The 20,666-nt window shown below is 43.5% G+C and carries 21 protein-coding genes; all 21 read left to right on the plus strand.

All coding sequences use genetic code 11. The features are described from left to right. Positions 1-61 precede the first annotated feature (61 nt). The 21 genes from RTR76_RS14215 to RTR76_RS14315 all read left to right on the plus strand — a co-directional run bounded on the left by RTR76_RS14215 (position 62) and on the right by RTR76_RS14315 (position 20,637). Positions 62-637, plus strand: a complete 576-nt coding sequence (locus RTR76_RS14215; protein ID WP_312521779.1) for a BofC C-terminal domain-containing protein — start codon at positions 62-64, stop codon at positions 635-637. 102 nt (positions 638-739) lie between these two features. Beyond that, a complete protein-coding gene (gene ruvC, locus RTR76_RS14220) occupies positions 740-1,237 on the plus strand; it encodes a crossover junction endodeoxyribonuclease RuvC (protein ID WP_312521781.1) in 498 nt (165 codons plus the stop codon). Beyond that, positions 1,234-1,836 carry a Holliday junction branch migration protein RuvA gene (ruvA, locus tag RTR76_RS14225; RefSeq protein WP_312521783.1) on the plus strand — a complete coding sequence of 201 codons (603 nt, stop codon included), beginning with the start codon at positions 1,234-1,236 and terminating at the stop codon, positions 1,834-1,836. Before ruvC ends, ruvA begins: the two co-directional genes overlap by 4 nt. 2 nt (positions 1,837-1,838) lie before the next feature. Further along, complete coding sequence (gene ruvB / locus RTR76_RS14230; protein WP_312521785.1) at positions 1,839-2,855, plus strand: Holliday junction branch migration DNA helicase RuvB; 1,017 nt, start codon at positions 1,839-1,841, stop codon at positions 2,853-2,855. Positions 2,856-2,876: 21 nt separating this feature from the next. After that, entirely contained in the window at positions 2,877-3,101 is a 225-nt protein-coding gene (locus RTR76_RS14235) for a DUF2905 domain-containing protein (RefSeq protein ID WP_312521787.1), read from the plus strand. A gap of 19 nt (positions 3,102-3,120) precedes the next feature. After that, positions 3,121-4,458 (plus strand): SpoIID/LytB domain-containing protein, encoded by a 1,338-nt coding sequence (locus tag RTR76_RS14240; RefSeq protein WP_312521789.1) that lies wholly within the window; start codon positions 3,121-3,123, stop codon positions 4,456-4,458. Positions 4,459-4,496: 38 nt separating this feature from the next. Beyond that, positions 4,497-5,516, plus strand: a complete 1,020-nt coding sequence (queA, locus tag RTR76_RS14245) for a tRNA preQ1(34) S-adenosylmethionine ribosyltransferase-isomerase QueA (protein WP_312521791.1) — start codon at positions 4,497-4,499, stop codon at positions 5,514-5,516. A 13-nt stretch (positions 5,517-5,529) separates the two neighbouring features. After that, on the plus strand, positions 5,530-6,642 hold the full coding sequence (gene tgt / locus RTR76_RS14250; protein WP_312521792.1) for a tRNA guanosine(34) transglycosylase Tgt: 1,113 nt from the start codon (positions 5,530-5,532) through the stop codon (positions 6,640-6,642). A 54-nt stretch (positions 6,643-6,696) separates the two neighbouring features. Beyond that, positions 6,697-7,002 (plus strand): preprotein translocase subunit YajC, encoded by a 306-nt coding sequence (gene yajC, locus RTR76_RS14255; protein WP_312521794.1) that lies wholly within the window; start codon positions 6,697-6,699, stop codon positions 7,000-7,002. Further along, positions 6,986-7,579, plus strand: coding sequence for a 5-formyltetrahydrofolate cyclo-ligase (locus RTR76_RS14260; protein WP_312521796.1), 594 nt, complete (start codon positions 6,986-6,988; stop codon positions 7,577-7,579). Before yajC ends, RTR76_RS14260 begins: the two co-directional genes overlap by 17 nt. A gap of 38 nt (positions 7,580-7,617) precedes the next feature. Further along, positions 7,618-8,322 carry a PP2C family protein-serine/threonine phosphatase gene (locus tag RTR76_RS14265; protein WP_312521798.1) on the plus strand — a complete coding sequence of 235 codons (705 nt, stop codon included), beginning with the start codon at positions 7,618-7,620 and terminating at the stop codon, positions 8,320-8,322. A gap of 13 nt (positions 8,323-8,335) precedes the next feature. After that, positions 8,336-8,668: a hypothetical protein gene (locus tag RTR76_RS14270; protein ID WP_312521800.1), complete on the plus strand. Its 333-nt coding sequence runs from the start codon at positions 8,336-8,338 to the stop codon at positions 8,666-8,668. Between the two features lie 4 nt (positions 8,669-8,672). After that, the gene (locus RTR76_RS14275; protein ID WP_312521802.1) at positions 8,673-9,338 is read left to right on the plus strand and encodes a phosphohydrolase; all 666 of its coding nucleotides are present in this window, start codon (positions 8,673-8,675) and stop codon (positions 9,336-9,338) included. Between the two features lie 85 nt (positions 9,339-9,423). Continuing rightward, entirely contained in the window at positions 9,424-10,629 is a 1,206-nt protein-coding gene (secD, locus tag RTR76_RS14280; RefSeq protein ID WP_312521804.1) for a protein translocase subunit SecD, read from the plus strand. Between the two features lie 13 nt (positions 10,630-10,642). Next, positions 10,643-11,551, plus strand: coding sequence for a protein translocase subunit SecF (gene secF / locus RTR76_RS14285; RefSeq protein ID WP_312521806.1), 909 nt, complete (start codon positions 10,643-10,645; stop codon positions 11,549-11,551). Positions 11,552-11,691: 140 nt separating this feature from the next. After that, positions 11,692-12,702, plus strand: coding sequence for a hypothetical protein (locus tag RTR76_RS14290; RefSeq protein WP_312521808.1), 1,011 nt, complete (start codon positions 11,692-11,694; stop codon positions 12,700-12,702). Positions 12,703-12,736: 34 nt separating this feature from the next. Next, entirely contained in the window at positions 12,737-13,195 is a 459-nt protein-coding gene (locus RTR76_RS14295; RefSeq protein ID WP_312521810.1) for a DUF456 family protein, read from the plus strand. Positions 13,196-13,282: 87 nt separating this feature from the next. Continuing rightward, positions 13,283-14,632 carry a magnesium chelatase gene (locus RTR76_RS14300; protein WP_312521812.1) on the plus strand — a complete coding sequence of 450 codons (1,350 nt, stop codon included), beginning with the start codon at positions 13,283-13,285 and terminating at the stop codon, positions 14,630-14,632. After that, complete coding sequence (locus tag RTR76_RS14305; RefSeq protein WP_312521813.1) at positions 14,625-16,385, plus strand: VWA domain-containing protein; 1,761 nt, start codon at positions 14,625-14,627, stop codon at positions 16,383-16,385. Before RTR76_RS14300 ends, RTR76_RS14305 begins: the two co-directional genes overlap by 8 nt. 165 nt (positions 16,386-16,550) lie before the next feature. Further along, positions 16,551-20,135: a single-stranded-DNA-specific exonuclease RecJ gene (gene recJ, locus RTR76_RS14310; RefSeq protein WP_312521815.1), complete on the plus strand. Its 3,585-nt coding sequence runs from the start codon at positions 16,551-16,553 to the stop codon at positions 20,133-20,135. Continuing rightward, entirely contained in the window at positions 20,125-20,637 is a 513-nt protein-coding gene (locus RTR76_RS14315; protein WP_312521817.1) for an adenine phosphoribosyltransferase, read from the plus strand. Before recJ ends, RTR76_RS14315 begins: the two co-directional genes overlap by 11 nt. Positions 20,638-20,666 lie beyond the last annotated feature (29 nt).

A 20,666-nucleotide genomic window follows, 5' to 3' on the forward strand; every position in this document is an offset into this window, starting at 1 on the left:
GTATACTCTATGCAATAATTGGTAATTATAATGGCAACACAAAACATAAGGAGTGTTTTTGATGTTGCCATTTAGTAATAGCACCAAAATACGAGCGGCTCTAACTGTGCTTTGTATTCTTCTAGCCTGTACGGGAGTTTATTATTTTGTAAAGCCATCGGCAAACTCTGATATGCCTCCTGCATTGCCAAGAGAAACAGAAGTAGCTAAACAGGATGCAAAGATTAAAATTACTTCCACGACGGATATCGTTCAAAGGATTGTCTACCTAAAATGTAATGAAGAGGAAACATTTCGAACTAAACCTGCCGATAATTTAATAGGGTTGAATTATCAGCAGATCCAGCAAATATATTCGGGATGGACAATTGAAAAGTTTGATATGCCTGAAGTGGTAATGTCTCTTAAGGTGAATAGCTTATGCCGTGAGCATGCCAATAATATGTTTATTGGTGTAAAGGATGGTTACGTAGCTGTTTTTCATGGCAAGCCAGGGGGCAAGGCAATTCTTAAAGAGGTAACGAAAATACCGATTACAAAGCTAGTGCCCGGGGATGCGGAAGAGTTAAAGCATGGAATGATTGTTCAATCAAGGGAAGAATTACTTCGTTTTATTGAAGGATTAGAGTCAAGGTAGAGTGAGGTGGGGTTAACGCCCTGCCTTTTTTCTTGCTCTAAAAGGATAATGCTTTTAATTTGTCGAATTTGGAGGTTTGAGAAAAAGGGAGGCTTGAGGGCCATGCTGGCGATTGGTATTGATCCGGGAACAGCCATTTGCGGGTACGGTGTTGTTGAAGCAGTGGGAAGCCGTTTGAAAGCGATCTCATATGGCGCGATTCGTACCAGTCCGGTTCTTAGTGCTGCGGATAGGCTGCAAATTATTCATCATGAACTTGATCTTTTATTAAAAAAATATCAGCCTGATATCGTCGGTGTAGAACAACTGTTTTTCAATAAAAATGTTACTACGGCTATGGCGGTAGGGCAGGCACGAGGAGTAATTCTACTGGCTATAGCCCAAAATGATATTTCGCTGGCTGAGTTTACACCATTGCAGGTCAAACAATCGGTAGTAGGATATGGAAAAGCGACAAAAGAACAGGTCATTTATATGACTCAACGGCTGCTATCTTTAGTGGAGAAACCAAAACCAGATGATGTGGCTGATGCTTTAGCGATTGCCATATGTTCGATTCATAGCAGCGGTTCCAATAAAATGTGGAGTGTAAAACCATGATTGGCTACATAAAAGGGCAAGTATCACATTTATTTTCCGATTTTTGTTTTGTTGACGTACAAGGCGTTGGTTACCGGGTGTTTGTACCTAATTCAACACGGCAGAAGCTTTCGACAGGGATGACTGTTGTTTTGTTTACGCATCTAAATGTACGGGAAGATGCAATGCTGTTATATGGCTTTATTACGCAAGAAGAATATGAACTTTTTTTACATCTTATTTCAGTTACGGGCATTGGTCCCCGAGTTGCTCTTGGTATTTTATCTGCCGCTAATCCGGAAGGTTTCCGGCTGGCTGTCAGTCAGAAAAACATAAGTATGTTAACTAAAATTCCCGGGATAGGCAAAAAGACGGCTGAACGTCTGATTCTTGAACTTCAGGATAAACTGGGAGCCGGCGGTCAGGCAGAACCTGCTGCCGGCCAGGCAGTCATCAGTCCGATGGCTGATGATGTGCAGGCGCAAGCGCTGCAGGCCTTAGTTGCACTTGGTTATAATCAGGGGGAAATTGCACCGATCATGCGAAAGGCAGGCAGTGATGTAAAATCAGTCGAAGATCTGATAAAACTGGCGCTGCGTGAGTTTGGCGGCGGGAGGTAGTTATGGAAGACGAGCGAATAGTAGCCGGCAGCGAGCTTGAAGCAGATAATTGGCAATATAGTCTGCGCCCACGCCGACTTCAGGAGTATATTGGACAAGATCAGGCAAAGCAGAATTTATCGATATTCATCAAGGCTGCGCTGGCAAGAGGCGAGGCATTGGATCATGTTTTACTGTATGGCCCGCCAGGGCTGGGTAAAACTACATTAGCCGGAATTATTGCCAATGAATTAGGTGTTAACTTTCGCATTACTTCAGGCCCGGCAATAGAAAGGCCTGGTGATTTAGCTGCGCTTATCACCAATTTAGGTGAAAAGGACCTATTGTTTATTGATGAAATTCACCGCTTATCGCGCAGCGTGGAAGAAGTTTTGTACTCGGCAATGGAAGATTTTGCTTTAGATATTATTATCGGCAAAGGACCTAGTGCACGGTCTATCCGAATTGATCTGCCACCATTTACTTTAGTGGGCGCAACAACCAGAGCGGGCGCTCTGGCGGCACCTTTACGGGACCGTTTTGGTGTTATTAGCCGTTTAGAATACTATGAAACCAAAGACTTAATCTCAATTATTAACCGGGCAGCAGAAATTTTAAACATAGCGATAGAAGATCGGGGCGCAGAAGAGATTGCCCGCAGGTCAAGAGGAACACCGCGCATTGCTAACCGTTTGTTAAAAAGGGTGCGCGATTTTGCTCAGGTTGCCGGCAGCGGCATTATTACCGATAAGCTGGCTGATCAGGCGCTGGTTATGTTAGAGGTAGATAAATGTGGTCTGGATAGAACAGACAGGCAATTATTATCTACTATTGTTACTAAGTTTAATGGTGGTCCGGTAGGCCTGGAAACTTTAGCAGCTGCCATTAGCGAGGAAACTACAACAATTGAAGATGTTTATGAACCATTTTTGCTGCAGCTTGGATTGCTAAACCGTACACCGCGGGGCCGGGTGGCCACGCCTGCTGCTTACGCGCATCTAGGAATTGCCTATAAAACAAATGAGGAAAAATTATGGTAGTTAGGGAAGGAGCGGCAAACTTTGGGCGGATTTGAATCGTTAGGAAAACTACTTATGGCAGCTGGAATTTTACTGCTTGTTATAGGCGCAATATTATCCTTTGGAGAAAAATTCCTTCCTTTTGGCCGCTTACCTGGGGATCTATTTGTGGAGAAAGAAAACTTTACTTTTTACTTTCCGGTGGTTACATCGCTGATTGTAAGTGTTATTTTAACTATCGTGCTGAATGTACTATTCCGCCGCTAGTGACATGTGGAGGATTTTTATGACTCAGAAAGTACGCTTTATTGGGCTCTTCAGTATAATGGTACTAACGCTTTTCCTTTTTTGCGGCGTAACACATGCACAGACAGTGCCATCTATTCGTGTTGGCTTATGGGCTGGTCAGCAAAATATTGTTGTTTCCGCAAATCGCGATTTCGTAGCGTTAAATGATAATGGTGAAATACTGGGTCAATTTTCGAATAAAGAAAGGGCTGCCTTTTCTTCTCAAGGAGATCAGATCCTTCTTAACGGCAAAGCAATTAAAGCAAAGACAATAGAGTTCCGAATAAATGGTGATACGAGCGACTCATACATGGAAGTGAATAAACGCAGCTATCGGGGCACTATTTCTATCCATAAGACAGTCGATAAACCAGGTCTGACAGCCATTAATACAGTTCCTGTTGAGGAATATCTTTATGGTGTTGTTGCACGGGAAATATCGCCAGACTGGGCAATGGAGGCTATAAAGGCACAGGCGGTTGCTGCCAGGACATATGCTTTATTTAGTATGAATAAGCACAGTGCAGATGGCTATGACGTTTGCTCAACAACGGATTGCCAGGTTTACGATGGCCGTGCAAGCGAATCGGAGCGTACGAAAAAAGCAATTGATGATACACGCGGGATAGTCCTGCAGTATGCGAACAAGTTGATTTCAGCTTGTTTTCACAGCAGCGGCGGCGGATTTACCGAGAACAGTGAAAATGTATGGAGTTCTCCTTTGCCTTACTTGAAAGGGGTTGTCGATTATGATCAGCAATCGCCTTATTCCAAGTGGAAACAAGAGTATACTCCACAGGAATTAAGCCAGCTTTTGACGAAGGCCGGATATAATATTGGTGATTTGCAGGCCATAGTGCTCAGCAGATTAAGCGAACCGCCGGTAAATGCGGTTGACCGTGGCGTATCAGGAAGAGTTAAGACAATTCGCTTTACGGGAACAAACGGATCTGTAATGTTGACCGGTAATAAATTACGCGGCTTATTAGGCCTGAACAGTACCTTGTTTGATATCGTTATAGTTACACCCGCACCACCGAGTATTGATGTTCCTATTACGGATAGCTTTGGTGATCACGGCACGAAAAAAATGCAAGTCAATTTAAAACCAAGTGTGGAAAAAGGGTTAATTAATGACAAAGACATTATCCGGCGAATTACCGGCCGCCCCCAGGAAAGGATTGTCATAAACGGATCGGGTTTTGGGCATGGCTTAGGCTTGTCACAATGGGGAGCAAAAGCGATGGCAGAAAAGGCACCGCAAAGTGATCTCGCATATTTCAGAACGATATTGAAACACTATTATCAAGGTGTGGAAATTGTAAAAATATACTAGCTTAACTTGAAATTTATTGCCTTTAAGGAGACAGTCGTATGTTGTTATCTGACTATCATTACAATTTGCCTGATGGGTTAATTGCTCAGCACCCCCACGAGCCACGGGATCATTCCCGTTTGATGGTATTGAATCGTACTACGGGTGAGGTTTCCCATCAGCATTTCTACAACGTTCCTGATTATCTTGAGCCAGGGGATACCCTGGTTTTTAATAATACCAGAGTCATCCCGGCCAGATTAATTGGCACTCGGGCAGACACTGGCGGCAAAGTTGAAGTTTTTCTGCTTAACCGGCTCAACCACAATGAATGGGAAACACTGGTAAAGCCGGGAAAACGGGCTCGACCGGGAACCACCATCTCTTTTGGAGAGGAGTTAAGCTGTGAGATACTTGACAGCACTGAATTTGGTGGACGAGTTGTGAGGTTTACCTTTCAGGGCGCTTTTGAAGCAATTTTGGACCGCTTAGGGGAAACGCCTCTGCCACCGTATATCCGTGAGCGTTTGGAAGACGGGGAGCGCTATCAGACGGTTTATTCCTGTGAAAGTGGTTCGGCAGCTGCACCAACAGCAGGACTGCATTTTACGGAAGAAATGCTGGAAAACCTTAAACAAAGAGGAATTAATCTTGCCTTCATCACGCTCCATATCGGTCTGGGGACATTTCGCCCTGTTAGTGTGGCTGATATTACGCAGCATGTTATGCATCGGGAGTATTACTCTATTTCTCCTGAAGCAGCGCAAATCATTAATCAGACGAAAGAAAAAGGGCACAGGGTAGTTGCGGTGGGAACTACTTCGGTGAGGACGCTGGAAACGGTGGGAACAGACGGCAGGATTGAGGCTGGGTCCGGCTGGACGAATATTTTTATGTATCCAGGATTTGAATTTAAAATGATTGATGCGATGGTGACAAACTTTCATTTGCCCGAATCAACACTCTTAATGTTGATTAGTGCATTTGCCGGCAGGGAAAATGTTCTTGCAGCGTATGAGATCGCTGTAAATGAAGACTATCGCTTTTTTAGTTTTGGCGATGCGATGTTAATCCTATAAGGAGGTATTGAGATTGGCAATTACATACGAATTAATAAAAAAATGCTCCCAAACAGGAGCTAGGGTAGGACGAATTTATACACCTCATGGTGTTTTTGATACGCCTATGTTTATGCCTGTGGGAACCCAGGCGACTGTTAAAGCAGTATCCCCGGATGAACTCAAGGCTATGGGGGCAGGTATCATCCTGAGTAATACCTATCACTTGTATTTGCGGCCAGGTGCAGATTTGGTTGCAGAGGCAGGGGGACTTCATAAGTTTATGAAATGGGATGGAGGCATTCTAACAGACAGCGGCGGTTTTCAGGTGTTTAGTCTGGGACCTTTGCGTAAAATTACGGAGGAAGGCGTAAGTTTCCGCTCCCATATTGATGGTTCAAAGCATTTCTTATCACCCGAGAAGGCAATTGAAGTTCAAATGGCCTTGGGAGCAGATATCATTATGGCTTTTGATGAATGCGTTCCTTATCCAGCGGAATTTGAATATGCACGGGCCTCAACAGAACGAACCACCCGCTGGGCAGAGCGCTGCCAAAAAGCTCATACTCGCAAAGATCAGGCCTTGTTTGGAATTGTACAAGGCGGCATGTATAAAGAATTGCGCACAAAGAGTGCTCAGGATTTAGTTAAAATGGATTTTCCCGGTTACGCCGTAGGAGGGCTTAGTGTAGGAGAACCTAAGCACCTTATGTACGAAATGCTGGAGCATACGGTGCCACAATTACCGCAAACGAAGCCGCGTTATCTGATGGGAGTTGGAACCCCGGACTGTTTAGTGGAAGGGGTTATGCATGGAATTGATATGTTTGACTGCGTTTTCCCCACTCGCGTAGCCCGCAATGGAACAGCGATGACCGGCAAAGGACGCCTGGTGGTTAAAAATGCCCAATTTGCCCGGGATTTCCGACCAATTGATCCAGATTGCGACTGCTATACGTGCCGTAATTTTAGCAGAGCTTACATTAGGCACTTGCTCAAAACAGAAGAAATTTTTGGTCTTAGGCTAACAACGATCCACAATCTTCACTTTCTTATTCATTTCATGAAAAAAATGCGTCAAGCGATTCTGGAAGATCGTTTCGTATCATTCCGGCAAGAGTTTTGGGCACATTACCAGACACATTAAAGGATTTTTACGTACTAGTGTGGAATATATTGGGGATATCAGGAGGTGAGTTGATTGCCCGAATTTTCTACAGATGTAACCCAGTTTATCCAGGCCTCATGGCCCATTGTGCTTATGGGGGTAATTTTTTACTTTATGCTTTACCGCCCGCAGCAAAAAGAGCAGAAAAAAAGAAGTAACATGCTTGATAATCTGAAAAAAGAAGATCGCATTGTTACGATAGGCGGTGTCTTTGGCACAATTACTGCTTTGACTGACAAAACAGTTATGCTGAAGATTGCTGAGAAAGTAGAAATTAAAGTTTCACGTTCAGCTATAAGCCATTATCAGGATTCTACAAAAAATGGCGATAATAAATAAGGACAAAAAGGAAATGCGCCGGGAAATTCTCTTACGGCGCAATGCTCTTTCAGCGGACTGGGTGAATAGCCAAAGTGCACTTATTGTCGGGTTTTTAACCAACTGGGAGCCTTTTCTTCAAGCCAAAAATGTAATGCTGTATCTTGCTATGCCGGGAGAACCGAACATAGATGAGCTTATTTTATTTGCGCTGGAAAACGGTAAGCAAGTGAGTGTACCGTTGCTTACTGAAAAATTTGGCTATATGGAAAGTGCAGCTATTACCGGATTACAGGATTTGAAAACGGGTAAACTTAATTTGCGAGTTCCTGATCCGGAAAAAATCACAATTGTTGATCCCGGATCACTTGACCTTATTTTAGTTCCTGCGGTCGCCTTTGATTTAAATGGAAACCGGTTAGGAATGGGGGCGGGTTATTATGACCGCTTTCTTACCCAGGCTTCAAAGGCTTGTACGCTTGGTGTAGCCTGGAGCTTTCAAATTGTTCCTTTTGTTGCAGCTGAAGAACATGATGTTCCTGTTCAGTATGTAATTACCGAAGAAAAAATAACTATTTGCAGTAAAGGCAAAATGTAGTTCACTGCATTTTGCCTTTCTATGCGCTGAGGCTGGAAATGGAAGTAAAAATAGGAATTGCACAAATGAATAAGTATGCCATGAGTGAATGCGGCGATAGTGTGGAAATTGCTGAAAGACCGCGGGGCGGGGTTTCTGTCATTCTGGCAGATGGACAAGGCAGTGGAAAATCAGCAAGAACAACCAGCCTGGCGGTCGTTAATAAAACATCCGCCTTAATTGCCGATGGAGCCCGCGATGGTGCTGTTGCCCGGGCAGTTCACGATTATCTGTATGCTCTTAAGGACGGTAAGGTGTCTTCCACTTTAGCCATTATCAGTGCTGATCTGGATACACAAACGGTGGTATTCTGCCGCAACTCAAACTGTCCAGTACTTGTAAAACAGTCTTATGGCCTCGATGTGTACGACGAAGAAATTAATCCCATTGGTGTTCATAAACGAATGAAACCGCTTACGTATGAAATGCCCCTGGATTTGGGCATGATTTTAGTATCCTATAGTGATGGTATTCAGGCAGCCGGCAGAAAAAGGGGACGAGCTGTGGATACCGATCATTTATACAGGATTATAAACGAGAATGAAGCTCTGGATGCCGCCTTTATAGCGGAAAGCATTTTAGAGTATGCTCTTGAGTTAGATGATTATCGGCCAGGTGATGACATGACAGTTGTGGTCATGGGCTTGTGCGACAAGGAAGATACCCATAAAATCCGTAAGATTGCAGCATCTTTTCCGTGGTAAAGCAGGTGATCGTATGCGAGTTATAATAGTTGGGGTTTGTGCCTCCGGCAAAACAACACTAGTTAATCAGCTGAAAGAGTGGGGGATCGACGCCCATAATGTTGCGCAAGAGCATTCGGGAATTAAGACTTTATGGAAACGTAAGCAGCCGGATCTTGTCATTATGCTTGATGCAACTTTAGCAAGTATCCGCAGTCGGCGCCATGTACCATGGGGAGAAGAACGATTAATTGTTCAGCGCGAACGCCTGCAAGATGCCAGAAAAAATGCCGACTTATATTTACCAACAGATTCCCTTACCAAAGAACAAGTAGCACAACAAGTAGCAGCTTTTGTCAGGGGGTAATACTATGGCGTTTCTTACAGTAGATGATCTGAAAAAAAATCACGAGGTTTCTGTCTACCTCGCCTGCAGTACTCAATATTTAGGACAATTGGGCTTCACTGAGCACGGGCACCGCCATGCCGGAATAGTCTCAGCCCGTGCCTATCAGGTGCTTAAGGATTTACAGTATGAAGAACGTGATTGCCAGTTAGCTGCTATTGCGGGCTATTTACATGATATTGCGAATATGATTAATCGCTTTAACCATGGTGGAATTGGTGCCGCTATTGCGTTTTCCATTTTATCCCGTTTAGAAATGCCGCCCGAAGAAATAGCGTTAGTTGTTTCAGCTATTGGTAATCATGAAGAGGAAAGAGGAAATGCGGTTAATCATGTGGCCTCTGCCCTGATTTTAGCCGATAAATCCGATGTTCACCGCAGCCGCGTAACTAATAAGGATTTTGCTAAATTTGAAATTCACGATCGAGTCAATTATGCTGCCGATCATAGTTTGTTGACTGTTGACCGTACAAAATCAGTGATCACTCTTGATTTGACAATTGATACTACTATTTGTCCAGTAATGGAATATTTTGAAATTTTTTTGGAGCGTATGGTTATGTGTCGCAGGGCAGCAGAATTCTTGCATACTAAATTTAATTTAGTTATTAATGAGAATCGCTTATTATAGGCAATAAGACTTGTTCGTTGACATAAATGGTACTTTCTGACTATAATTGTTTTATTGTAGAACACAATGATTGGGGGAGAACTGTTTGAGGTGGGGAATTTTTTCGAAATTTCTCGGCATTGTATTAGCTATTATTGTCGTTTTTGGTTACTACATCTCGCCGCTGGCTTTATCCATTAAACAAGGTCTCGATTTACAAGGGGGGACCCACGTTGTACTGGAAGCGGTTGATACACCAGAGGCAAAAGTAGATGATGATGCCGTTCAACGGGTTATTAAGATTATTGAACGACGCATTAATGAATTAGGGCTTACAGAACCAATTGTACAACGCCAAGGAGAACGACGGATTATTGTCGAACTGCCAGGTGTCAAAGATCCCGAAAAAGCGATTGAACTGATTGGTAAAACAGCATTAATGGAATTCCAAGATGAAAGTGGCGTTACCGTCTTAACAGGTAAAGACCTGAAAGATGCCCGGTCGCAAATTGATCAGGGAAAACAAAATCTCGTTGCTATTGAGTTTACTGACGAAGGTGCTAAGAAGTTCGCTGATTTGACGGCAAAAAATATCGGAAAGCGAATTGCAATATTGTTGGACAAGCAAGTCCTGACTAATCCTTCCGTTCAGGAAGCAATACCTGGTGGTAAGGCGGTTATTACTGGCAGCCGTACACTGGAAGAAGCACAGCGTTTGGCTATCTTACTCCGGTCGGGTGCATTACCGATAAAGGTTGAAGTAATGGAAACCCGTACTGTAGGGCCGACACTTGGACAGGATTCAAAAGATAAAAGTATCAAAGCGTTTACAATTGGCGTACTTGCCATTGTAGTTTTTATGTTACTCTTCTATCGTTTATCCGGTGTAGTTGCCAATATTGCCTTACTGGTATATGTGTTGTTGTTGTTAGGCGTATTGAAAGGCCTGGAAGCGACAATGACTTTACCGGGCATTGCCGGTATTATCTTATCAATGGGTGTTGCCGTTGATGCCAATGTACTGATTTTTGAAAGATTTAAGGAAGAGTTTCGCTCTGGAAAAACATTGCGAGCGGCAATGGATGCTGGCTTCCATCGCGCTTTTGGAACGATATTGGATGCCAATGTATCGGTTATGATCACAGCAGCGGTATTATTCCTGCTTGGATCAGGCCCTATCAAAGGATTTGCTGTCACACTTGGACTCGGCGTAGTTATAAGCATGTTTACGGCAATTACAGTCAGCCGTTCTTTGCTGCGAATGCTTATTCATGCCAATGTGGTTAAAAATAGCAAATTTTTTGGTGCATAAGGGGTGATAAAACATGAAGCTTAATATAATCGGAAGACGGTACTGGTGGTTCCTGCTTTCAGGTATTATCCTTATTCCGGGAATCATTTCCATGGCCATACACGGATTTAATTTAGGCATTGATTTTACTGGCGGAACGATCGTTGATTTAAAATTCAGCCGCGAAGTAACTGTTGCTGAAATTCGTGAATCACTGAAAGATTTCCACTTAGAAAACAGCACCATCCAGCTGGCAGGAACGGCGAAAGTGGATGCTTCGCAAAATGTATTTTTGCGGACTCACTTTTTAACAAATGACGAAAGCAAGGCTTTATTTGCGGGAATGACCGATAAACTTGGCGCTTTTGAAGTACAGAGAGTTGAGAAAGTGGGAGCTGTTGTCGGCTCTGAGCTTACTCGCCAGGCTCTGTTGAACTTAGCAGTTGCCTGCCTGTTATTGTGTGCTTATATTTCCTACCGCTTTGAATATAAAATTGCAATATCTGCTATTTTAGCTATTTTGCATGATGTGCTTGTGGTATTAGGTGTTTTTTCAATCTTTCATTTGGAACTTGATTCATCCTTTATTGCCGCAATTTTAACGGTTATCGGTTATTCAATGAATGAAGCCGTCGTTATTTTCGACCGCATCCGGGAGAATCTGCGTAATCATCGTAAAAGCGAATCATACGAGGAATTGGTCAATCGCAGTATAGGACAAACGATAACCCGCTCTATATATACATTGTTGACGGTATTGTTTGCAACTGCATCTCTGTACTTTTTCGGTGGAGAAACAACCAAGAATTTCTCACTGGCGATGTTAATTGGTTTTATCAGCGGTGCGTATTCATCCATATTTAATGCCAGTCCAATCTGGGTAACCTGGAAAGAATATGATGACCGCCGCAAGGCGCAACTGCGCCCTAAAAGTGCAAAATAAATCGATCATAAAAATTGTGCAGCCACTTATTAAGTGGCTGCACAATTTTTTTATGCAGATTTAGCTGGGATCAAAGTTGTAATGATTCACCATCGGCTGATCTTTGTAATATGATGGTAGCAACAAGGGCGGTGAAGACAATGTGGATGCTATTACCAGCTATTTCTTTGGCAATTGTGCAAATTGCCGGTGATAACGTAGCAGTCGTTCCTGATATGGCTTCGGTGATTGGTACAGATATTTATAGTACAATTATTGTAGCCTACGTCATTTTAGGTTCGCTCATCACCGGCATATCAGCATGGATTGGAGTACAGACCGGACAAGAGTTAATTATTGTGGTGAAGAAATATTTTGGTTGTACGGGAAAAAATACCTTGGCCGCAATTATCTTAGCTACCTGCATTCCGGCAAGCGCTATCACAGGCTGCTATTTTGCCGGATGGGTATTACACTTACTTACTGGAATCCCAATTCTGGCTGCAGGTCCTGTCTGTTTATTGTTCTTTACTCTAATGGCAGCCGGTTATGGATTTGAGTTCTTAAAATTATCAAATTATTTAGCCTTGTTTTTACTGCCTGTTGTAGGCATTTTGTTTTTTCAGCAAGATTCTACTAATTTGCAGCATTTTTTTGATATGGGAGCAATTAACTGGCCCCTTGCATTTGCCTTAATCGGTTACAACTCAGGTGGAATGCGGTCAATTCTAGTTGTGGAGGCAGCCGCGCTCTTATCAAAAAAAGGAGATAAGGCAGTTTTTTTAGCCGTTATGTCCAAAGTGGTTGAAGGATTATTTACAGTTGGTGTGGCTCATCTGGTACTGTTTGCCGGTGCTGCAGGTCCGCTGGCATTATCTCAGGTAGTACATAAGTTTCTCGGAACAATTGGATTTCATATATTCAATCTTATTTTGTTGTGTACGTTTATGAATACAATGGTCCCGGCGATGATCGTAAATGCCCGGCAGATTAGCATAATCACGGACTTACCAATATGGCCGTCACTTGGGCTTTCCATGCTGGCGGTCTATCTGGTTAGCCTAGTGAATTTTAATACTCTTCTGATGATGATGAGCTGGGCTGGCCTTATTACGATAGGCTTTTTAGTTTATACTGCATGGTTTTTACATAAACAGCGAATAAACAAGTAATAATGATACTATATCGTTGAAAGGATATAGTATTGTGAAGCTTTTGATTGCAGTTATCATGCTTATTGGAGTAGTCGGTACACTGATCCCTCGAATACCAGGTACCTTAATTATCTTTTGCGGAGCTTTATTATATGGGGTGCTCACAGGGTTTGCCAGTTTTCAGCCGTGGCTTACTGTTCTATTATTGTTTTTAACAATAACCGCAGAGGTAGGAGGAAGATGGCTTCGTGCCTATTTAACCAGACGTTACGAGCTGTCTCGTTTGTTTTGTGTCAACGCTTCTGCAGGGAATATTGCAGGAATAATTGCAGCTGATGCTTTATTAGGCCCTATTCTGGGAATCGTGATTTGGGAGGTAATTGTCGGTAAGACTTTTATCCCCCGCTGGAGTACTGTAGGACGAGTTATTTATCTGTTAGCTGTAGCTGCAATGCTCCGGCTTATTTGTGCAGTCGTTATGGTAATCTTGATAACTATCTACATCCTGTAATATACAAAATGAATATTACCGTTAGCTAGACTCGTATGCCAGGTCTCGCAATGGGCAAAATAAGAAAAATGGCGGGGAGGGATTCGATTGCCTTCATATTTTGAACTTGTAAGACATAGCGGAAATGGCGACTTATTTCGTGCAGTAGAGTTATCGTTATCGGCATTAGCTGAAGGGCAGACTTTTCACCTTCATGCCGAAGGGCTGCGAGGGACAGGGAAAACAACAATCATGCGGGCAGTAAAGGACATTTTACCATCGATTGTCAGGATTAAGAACTGCATGTATAATTGTGACCCGGCGAAACCACATTGCCCTGAACACCGGTACTTAACGCCCCAGGCCATTAAAGAAATTGGCTCTGAAACAGTACCGTGCCCTTTTTTGGAAATATCACAGTCAGCTAAAATTGGAACTGTGGTAGGAACAATTGACTTAGCTAAATTAACGGATAAGGCTTCACCGGGAGCCTCGCTGCTGCCTGGTACAATTGTACAAGCTCACCGGGGGATTATTTTTGTAGATGAAATTAACCGGCTTGCTGATACATCACCTGAGTTAGCAGATGTTTTACTAGATGTAATGGGAACAAAACCAGGCCGTATTCAAATTGAAGAGACGGGTATGCCTACGGTGGAATTACCTTTAGCTGTTACTGTGTGGGCAGCTTCCAATCCGGATGAAGACCCGGGTGCATTAGCCCAAGTTCGCCGTCAATTGTCGGATCGCTTTGATGTATTGGTAACGATGGGGCGTCCCAACGACTACTTGGCTGTACACTCTATTTTAGAAACTCGCGAAAAAGGACCTTTAGCTTCTGCCCAAGCTTCTCCAGCTTTTACGTTCCCTGTTGGCTTGGAGCAAGTCGTGATTAGCAAAGAGATTCGAAACGTATTGGCGACTATTTACGTAGATTTTAGCTTGGAAAGTCTGCGGGCAGTGCAAGCCATGGAAATGGCTGCCGCCTTACAGGCATTGCATGCCGGTAAAATACAAGTTACGCTGGATGATGTTATGCAGGTAGTACCGCTCACCTTAGGTCATCGAGCGGACCATGGTACAGTAACCAATATTCTCAAATACTTGACGCACTTAAATCATCCTGCTCTTCATGATACACCGCCAGCAGATGATGTACTGCCAGCACCGGTTGCTTTTCCCAATCAAACTGGCTCTAACGCAGAAAAAATATCCTGGTGGCGAAATTTGTGGGAGAGTCTGAGGAACAAGGCTTCAACAAGCCCTGCAAACCAATCACAGCAAAAACAGACAAGTACAGGCAATGGCAGCAGCCAAAGCAATGGACCTGGCAGCAGTCCTGCCCCGCAAGCGATGGATCCGCTGCAAATGACGATTCATGCACCTCGTGCTAAAGCAACTCCTTTGTCAAAATTGCCTGTAGATAAATTTATCAGTGAGGATGAGAACCGTGGTTGAATGGGAATTGGATTATGATAATCAATTTTTAATCCGTTTGATTCAACCGTCCAAACAGATAGCAAATGCGATAGAAAAGCAGCGGGGAGTTCGTATTGGGCAAAGTACGGTTGTCAGCCAGAAAATGCATACTTATCATCCTGAGCATGTTGAAGAAATTCAAATCGTCCAGGATACGGATGCCGGGCAAGCATTCTATCACCGCAGCGATAAAGGCAAGATATTTCATCTGGACATTTTTCATGAAACGGGCCTTGTTGATCACTGCCAAGTGGCTGCAGCAATCAAACAAGCTGTTGAATTGTATAACTTGCATTATTCTATGCAGCATATTATCGTTTTTACAAACAAAGAGCAGGGTGTAAATGCTCATTATATTGACATTCAAACTGGAACAGGCGGCGGGCGAGTCACTGGTGATTTAAATCGCGGCAAGAAGCTTTCATTAAAAAGAGCTCATGAAAACCATGTTCATGTAGCAGCGCTTATTTCCCGTGACCATATTGCGTGCCTGTTTTATTTAGTTAATGCAGTCGAGAAAAGCATACTTAGTGCATCGCTTGAGTTGAGGCGCAATGAAAAAATTGTTCATATCCTAAGTGGTGGCGGTAAAAGTGATCTGTCACCCTATGCAGATCATCAATCTGATTCTTTTTTGCAGGAAAAAAACTGCAATGATATGTCTCCGATCGTCAAGGAGCATCAGTTGCTCCAGGATACGGAGGAATTGGCAGATCAATTTGATTCAGCACGGGATTTGCAAAAGGTTCTGGATGATGTAAATGAAGGCATAAATCATAGTAAGTTGTTGAAGCAGTTGGATAAAAGCGGCAATGGGCGAGATGCTATTGAACGAATGATTGGGATGGGCGTTATGGAAGCCAATCGTTCACAAATCAAATTAACCGACTACGGACAGGCTTTAAAAGAGTATTTAAAGCTGAATATGACGGATATTGATGCCTATATTCGCAGAACAATTCGCTTGATTAAGCCAGCCAGTGAAGTTAACGGCAATAGCTTAACACTGTTAAAAAAGAGCGGTTCGTCCGGTACAGGAAGCAGTATAACAGAAAACTGGCTGACCGGTGGAATTTCCGGAGAATTAGCGGTCGCTGAGACTATTCATGCTGCAGCTGGTCGGACGGTGCTGGAGAATAATGAATTTAGTATTACAAGCGCTGACATACGGCAGCAATTGCGTTATCGAAAGAATAAGAATGATTTTTGTCTGCTGGTCGATGCCAGTGCCAGTATGGCGGGAATACGCATTAGAGCGGCAAAGTTTTTAGCGCGCCATTTATTTCTCGCTTCAAGTGACCGGATTAGTGTCATAACTTTTCAAGAAGACAAGGCGGTTGTTCAGGTGCCGCTAACTCGTAATTTCCACTTGGCGGAAGAGTGCTTAAGCAAAATAAACTCAATTGGCTCTACACCATTGGCACTGGGATTAAATCATACACTTGCTTATCTGCGTGAGGCCCGTGCTGTCAATCCCTTGATTATATTGATCACTGATGGTGTACCGACACTGCCGGACCGCACAAGAGATCCTCTGGCAGATGCTCTTACGGCAGCAGCAAATATAAAATCAAGTGGCTATGGTTTTACGTGTATCGGATTAAAACCGCATCGGGGATATTTGGAAGAATTATCGAAAGCAGCCGGAGGAAGGGCTTATATTTTAGAAGAGTTAGAAAAGCAGGCACTTGTTAAGGCTACGTGGGCTGAACGTAGATATAACGGCAGGTGATTCAGGCTTTTTCTTTTTTTTTAGAGGATTATTACTAAATAGAAGAGAATAACTTGTAAGTTATGCAAGATTTCTAATGTTAAATAGTATATTTAGAAAATACAGTGTGTTATTTGCATAATTTTGCTTCATTCGATATAATATTACCACAATATGGAGGCTTTTATGGCCAAATTAGGCCGGTTATGGCGCCTGGCTCCAGTTCACTCCGATTTGAGTGATTCGTTAAGCCGTAGTTTGGGAATTTCTAAAACTGTGGCCCAGGTTCTTATTAACCGGGGAATCGTTGATGATAAAAGTGCACGGGAGTTTTTGTTCAGTGGTGTCGAACGTCTTGGCGATCCACAGCTGCTTAAAGATATGGGGAAAGCAGTAACCCGTACCAGCCAAGCAATTGCGCAAGGTCAAAAGATAACAGTTTACGGTGATTATGATGTAGATGGCATCACGGCCAGTGCTCTGATGTACCGTACTCTTAGAACATTCGGTGCTGATGTGGAGTATTATATTCCAGAACGGCAGAGTGAGGGGTATGGCCTCAATGCGGTTGCACTGGAGAATTTGGTTCAATCAGGCACGAAGCTAATCATTACGGTCGACTGCGGAATTAGTGCAGTGCAAGAAGTGACCACAATACAAAGTAAAGTGGATATCATTATCACAGATCATCATCAACCGCCGGAAATTCTGCCACCTGCTTATGCTATTCTGAATCCGAAACAAACTGGCTGCTCCTATCCGGATAAGCAGCTTGCGGGTGTTGGAGTGGCTTTCAAGCTTTGCCAAGCGCTCTGGGCGCATTATTATCCAGATTCCTCAATTCTTACAAATTATCTGGATATCGTAGCACTTGGCACGATTGCAGACATTGTTCCTCTAGTGGGAGAGAATCGAGCACTTGTGAGGCTTGGGTTGAAGCAGCTTGCAGCAACAGACAATGTAGGGCTGAAGGCATTGCAAGAAGTATGTGGGTTAACCGGCAGCAGCATTGATACGGGAAAAGTTGGATTTACCCTAGCGCCACGGCTGAATGCAGCAGGTCGCATCAGTCATGCTGCCGCTGGTGTAGAACTCCTGGTCACCAGTGATATGGCACGAGCAAATGAATTAGCTGGTATGCTTAATGAGGAAAATATAACCCGGCAGACAGTTGAAAAGGAAATCTTGCTTGCAGCTGATAGCTTAGCGGCTGCGTTTGACGTAGAGCAGGAAAAAGTACTTGTTTTAGCCGGGGAAAATTGGCATCCAGGCGTAATTGGCATTGTGGCGTCCCGGCTTGTCGAAAAATACTATCGTCCAGTTGTGATGATCTCACTTAAAGAAGGTATTGGTAAAGGCTCTTGCCGCAGCATCCCTGGTTTTGATATGTATGAAGCGTTAAAAAATGCGGGCGATCTTTTGATTCAGTTCGGCGGTCATCGACAGGCGGCAGGGTTGAGTGTGGAAGAAGGGAAGATCGATGCATTACGAAAACGGCTGACTGCTTTTGCAGCGGAGCAACTGCAAGAAGAGGACTATCTTCCTAAAATTCAAATTGATTCCCTTGTTGCGCTAGAAGAAGTTAACACTGCCTTTTTGGAAGAAATGGCTTGTTTAGAACCGCACGGTATGGGAAATCCCAGTCCGGTTTTTGCTAGTAGTCAACTTCAATTGACGGATATACGTTCAATTGGTCAAGAGGGACGTCATTTAAAACTAAAGGTTCGTCATAATCGCAGTAGTGCCGATGTTGTTGGCTGGAATATGGGAGAGCTTTGTGAGACGCTTCGCCGCAATGATTACGTTGAGTTGGCGTTCATTCCGCAGTTCAATGAGTGGCAAGGGATGCGCAATATTCAGTTGCGTGCTCATGATCTCAAGGCTTGGGAAAAAAAGTGTTCACCAATTGATGAATTGTTTGCGCAGGGCATCAATGACAGTCGGTATAAGAATATTCTGCAAGCTTCGTGTTTTTCAACAAAAGTAGTAGGAGTTACGTTTTCTGGTCGTCAGGACCTTATTCAGACTTTGCAGCCAGGAGACGAGTTACTGCTTGTTAGAGAACTGCAAAACAGTCATGACAGGAATGCGATTCGCGTTGACCGGTTAGATGGCAATACCATCGGCTATATAAACGCGCAGTTAGCTGCTGAATTAGCGCCTGAAATTGACAAGAATGATACTTATCAATGTGCTGTTTCCGCAGTGACAGGTGGTAACGGGCAGTCATATGGCGTTAATATTACCATTATGCGCAAAAGAGACGCAGAGGTTGCTGTATGTGGGGCTCTACCACTGGATAAACAGGCAATTCAACAGGCTTTGTTAGGCAGTCGTGAGTATCACAGCAGCCAGCAGCAGGTGTTAGCCCACTTAGCAAATCACCAAAGTGTATTGGCAATCATGGGTACTGGCAGAGGGAAATCCGCAATTTTTCAGACCCATGCTGCTATTTTGGCAATGCAAGAACATAAAATGACCATAATTTTGTACCCCCTTCGTGCACTGGTCAATGATCAATACCAAAGTCTGATTCGTAAGCTGGGGGCATTAGGCTTGCGAATTTATAAAGGCAATGGTACGTTAACACCAGATGAACGAACAGAATTGTTTCTGGCTATAGGTAAGCATAACGTAGATGTTTTGCTTACTACTCCCGAATTTCTCGAAGCGAACTTAACCGTATTTGAGAAAACCAAAGAACAGATTGGATTTTTTGTCATTGATGAGAGTCATCATATTTACCTTAGCGGTAAACGGCAGCGCCCTGTTTACCAACGACTGGGGCAATTAAAGAAAATATTGGGAAACCCGTTAGTATTAGCGGCAACAGCGACTGCTGATGATCATACAGCAAACGCAATATGCAGTACCTTGCAGCTTACTGATGTAATAATAGACAGAACGATCCGTACTAATCTGGTCCTGGAAGATCAAAGGCGCACTGCTGATAAACTTAGTTATCTCATTCCTTTTCTCGAAACAGGAGAAAAAACGTTAATCTATGTTAACAGCCGTAAACAAGCCGTAGATATCGCCAGTCGACTACGGACAATGGTGCCGGCTCGTGAGGAGCAAATTGGGTTTTACCATGCAGGACTCAGCAATGAGTGGCGGATACAAGTCGAAGAATGGTTTCGCATTGGTCAGCTGCGGACAATTGTTACAACCAGTGCATTTGGCGAAGGAATGGATTTTCCGGATGTTCGGCATGTGGTGCTTTATCACTTGCCATTTAACCAAACTGCATTTAATCAGCAGTGCGGCAGAGCCGGGCGCGATGGTGAGCGCAGTTATATTCATCTTATTTTCGGTCACAATGATATTAAGCTTAATAACAGGATTCTCAATGATACCGCCCCAGACCGCCCAACAGTCGGTAAAGTGTATGTAGCGATTAAAGAAAACCTGCACAAGGATGCAGGCTCTTGTGAATTAACCAATACGCAAATTTGTGAAAAAGTGAATACCCGGTTTGATTTTTGTATCAATGAAACTGCAGTAGCAACGTCTATTCGGATTCTGGAAGAACTCCAGTTACTATGGCGTGAAACTAGAGGTTCGAAGAGAACGATACACTTTAATCAGGCTCCGGATCACAAACTGGCAATAGAGCAATCGGTGACTTATTGTGAGGGGCTGCAAGAAAAGGAAACTTTTCAGAGCTTTGCAGAAGAAGTTATGCGAGCAATGCCTGCTGATTTACTTTCGTGGATTAATCAACCTGTAATTCCTGAACAATATAAGGAGAGTGGCGTTAATGGATTATAAAACTAAGATTCGGGTAATTCCTGATTTCCCAACACCGGGTATCCGATTTAAAGATATTACTACCCTGCTGCAGGATGGCGCAGCATTTAGACAGGCAATTGATGATTTAGCAGCAGCATTTGTTGATGAAAAAATTGATGTTGTTGTTGGGCCTGAGGCTAGGGGATTTGCAGTAGGTGCACCAGTGGCTTATAAATTGAATGCCGGGTTTGTGCCGATTCGCAAACCAGGCAAGCTGCCAGGAGAGGTATTGCGGTATGAATATAGTCTGGAATACGGAAAAGATGTGCTCGAAGTACACCGCGATGCTATTTCTCCTGGACAAAAAGTACTCATTGTAGACGACTTACTTGCCACAGGCGGTACCGCTCATGCAACTGCCAAGATGGTAGAACAATTAGGTGGCGAGGTTGTTGGACTGGGAGTGCTGATTGAATTAACGTATTTAAAGGGCCGTGAAATGTTCCCTAATTGTCGGATTGTATCACTTGCCCAGTATTAATGCTTTGATGTTAGGTGTGAGGTGCGCCC

The organism is Anaerospora sp. (assembly GCF_032013335.1).
Lineage (GTDB): Bacteria > Bacillota > Negativicutes > Sporomusales > DSM-15969 > Anaerospora.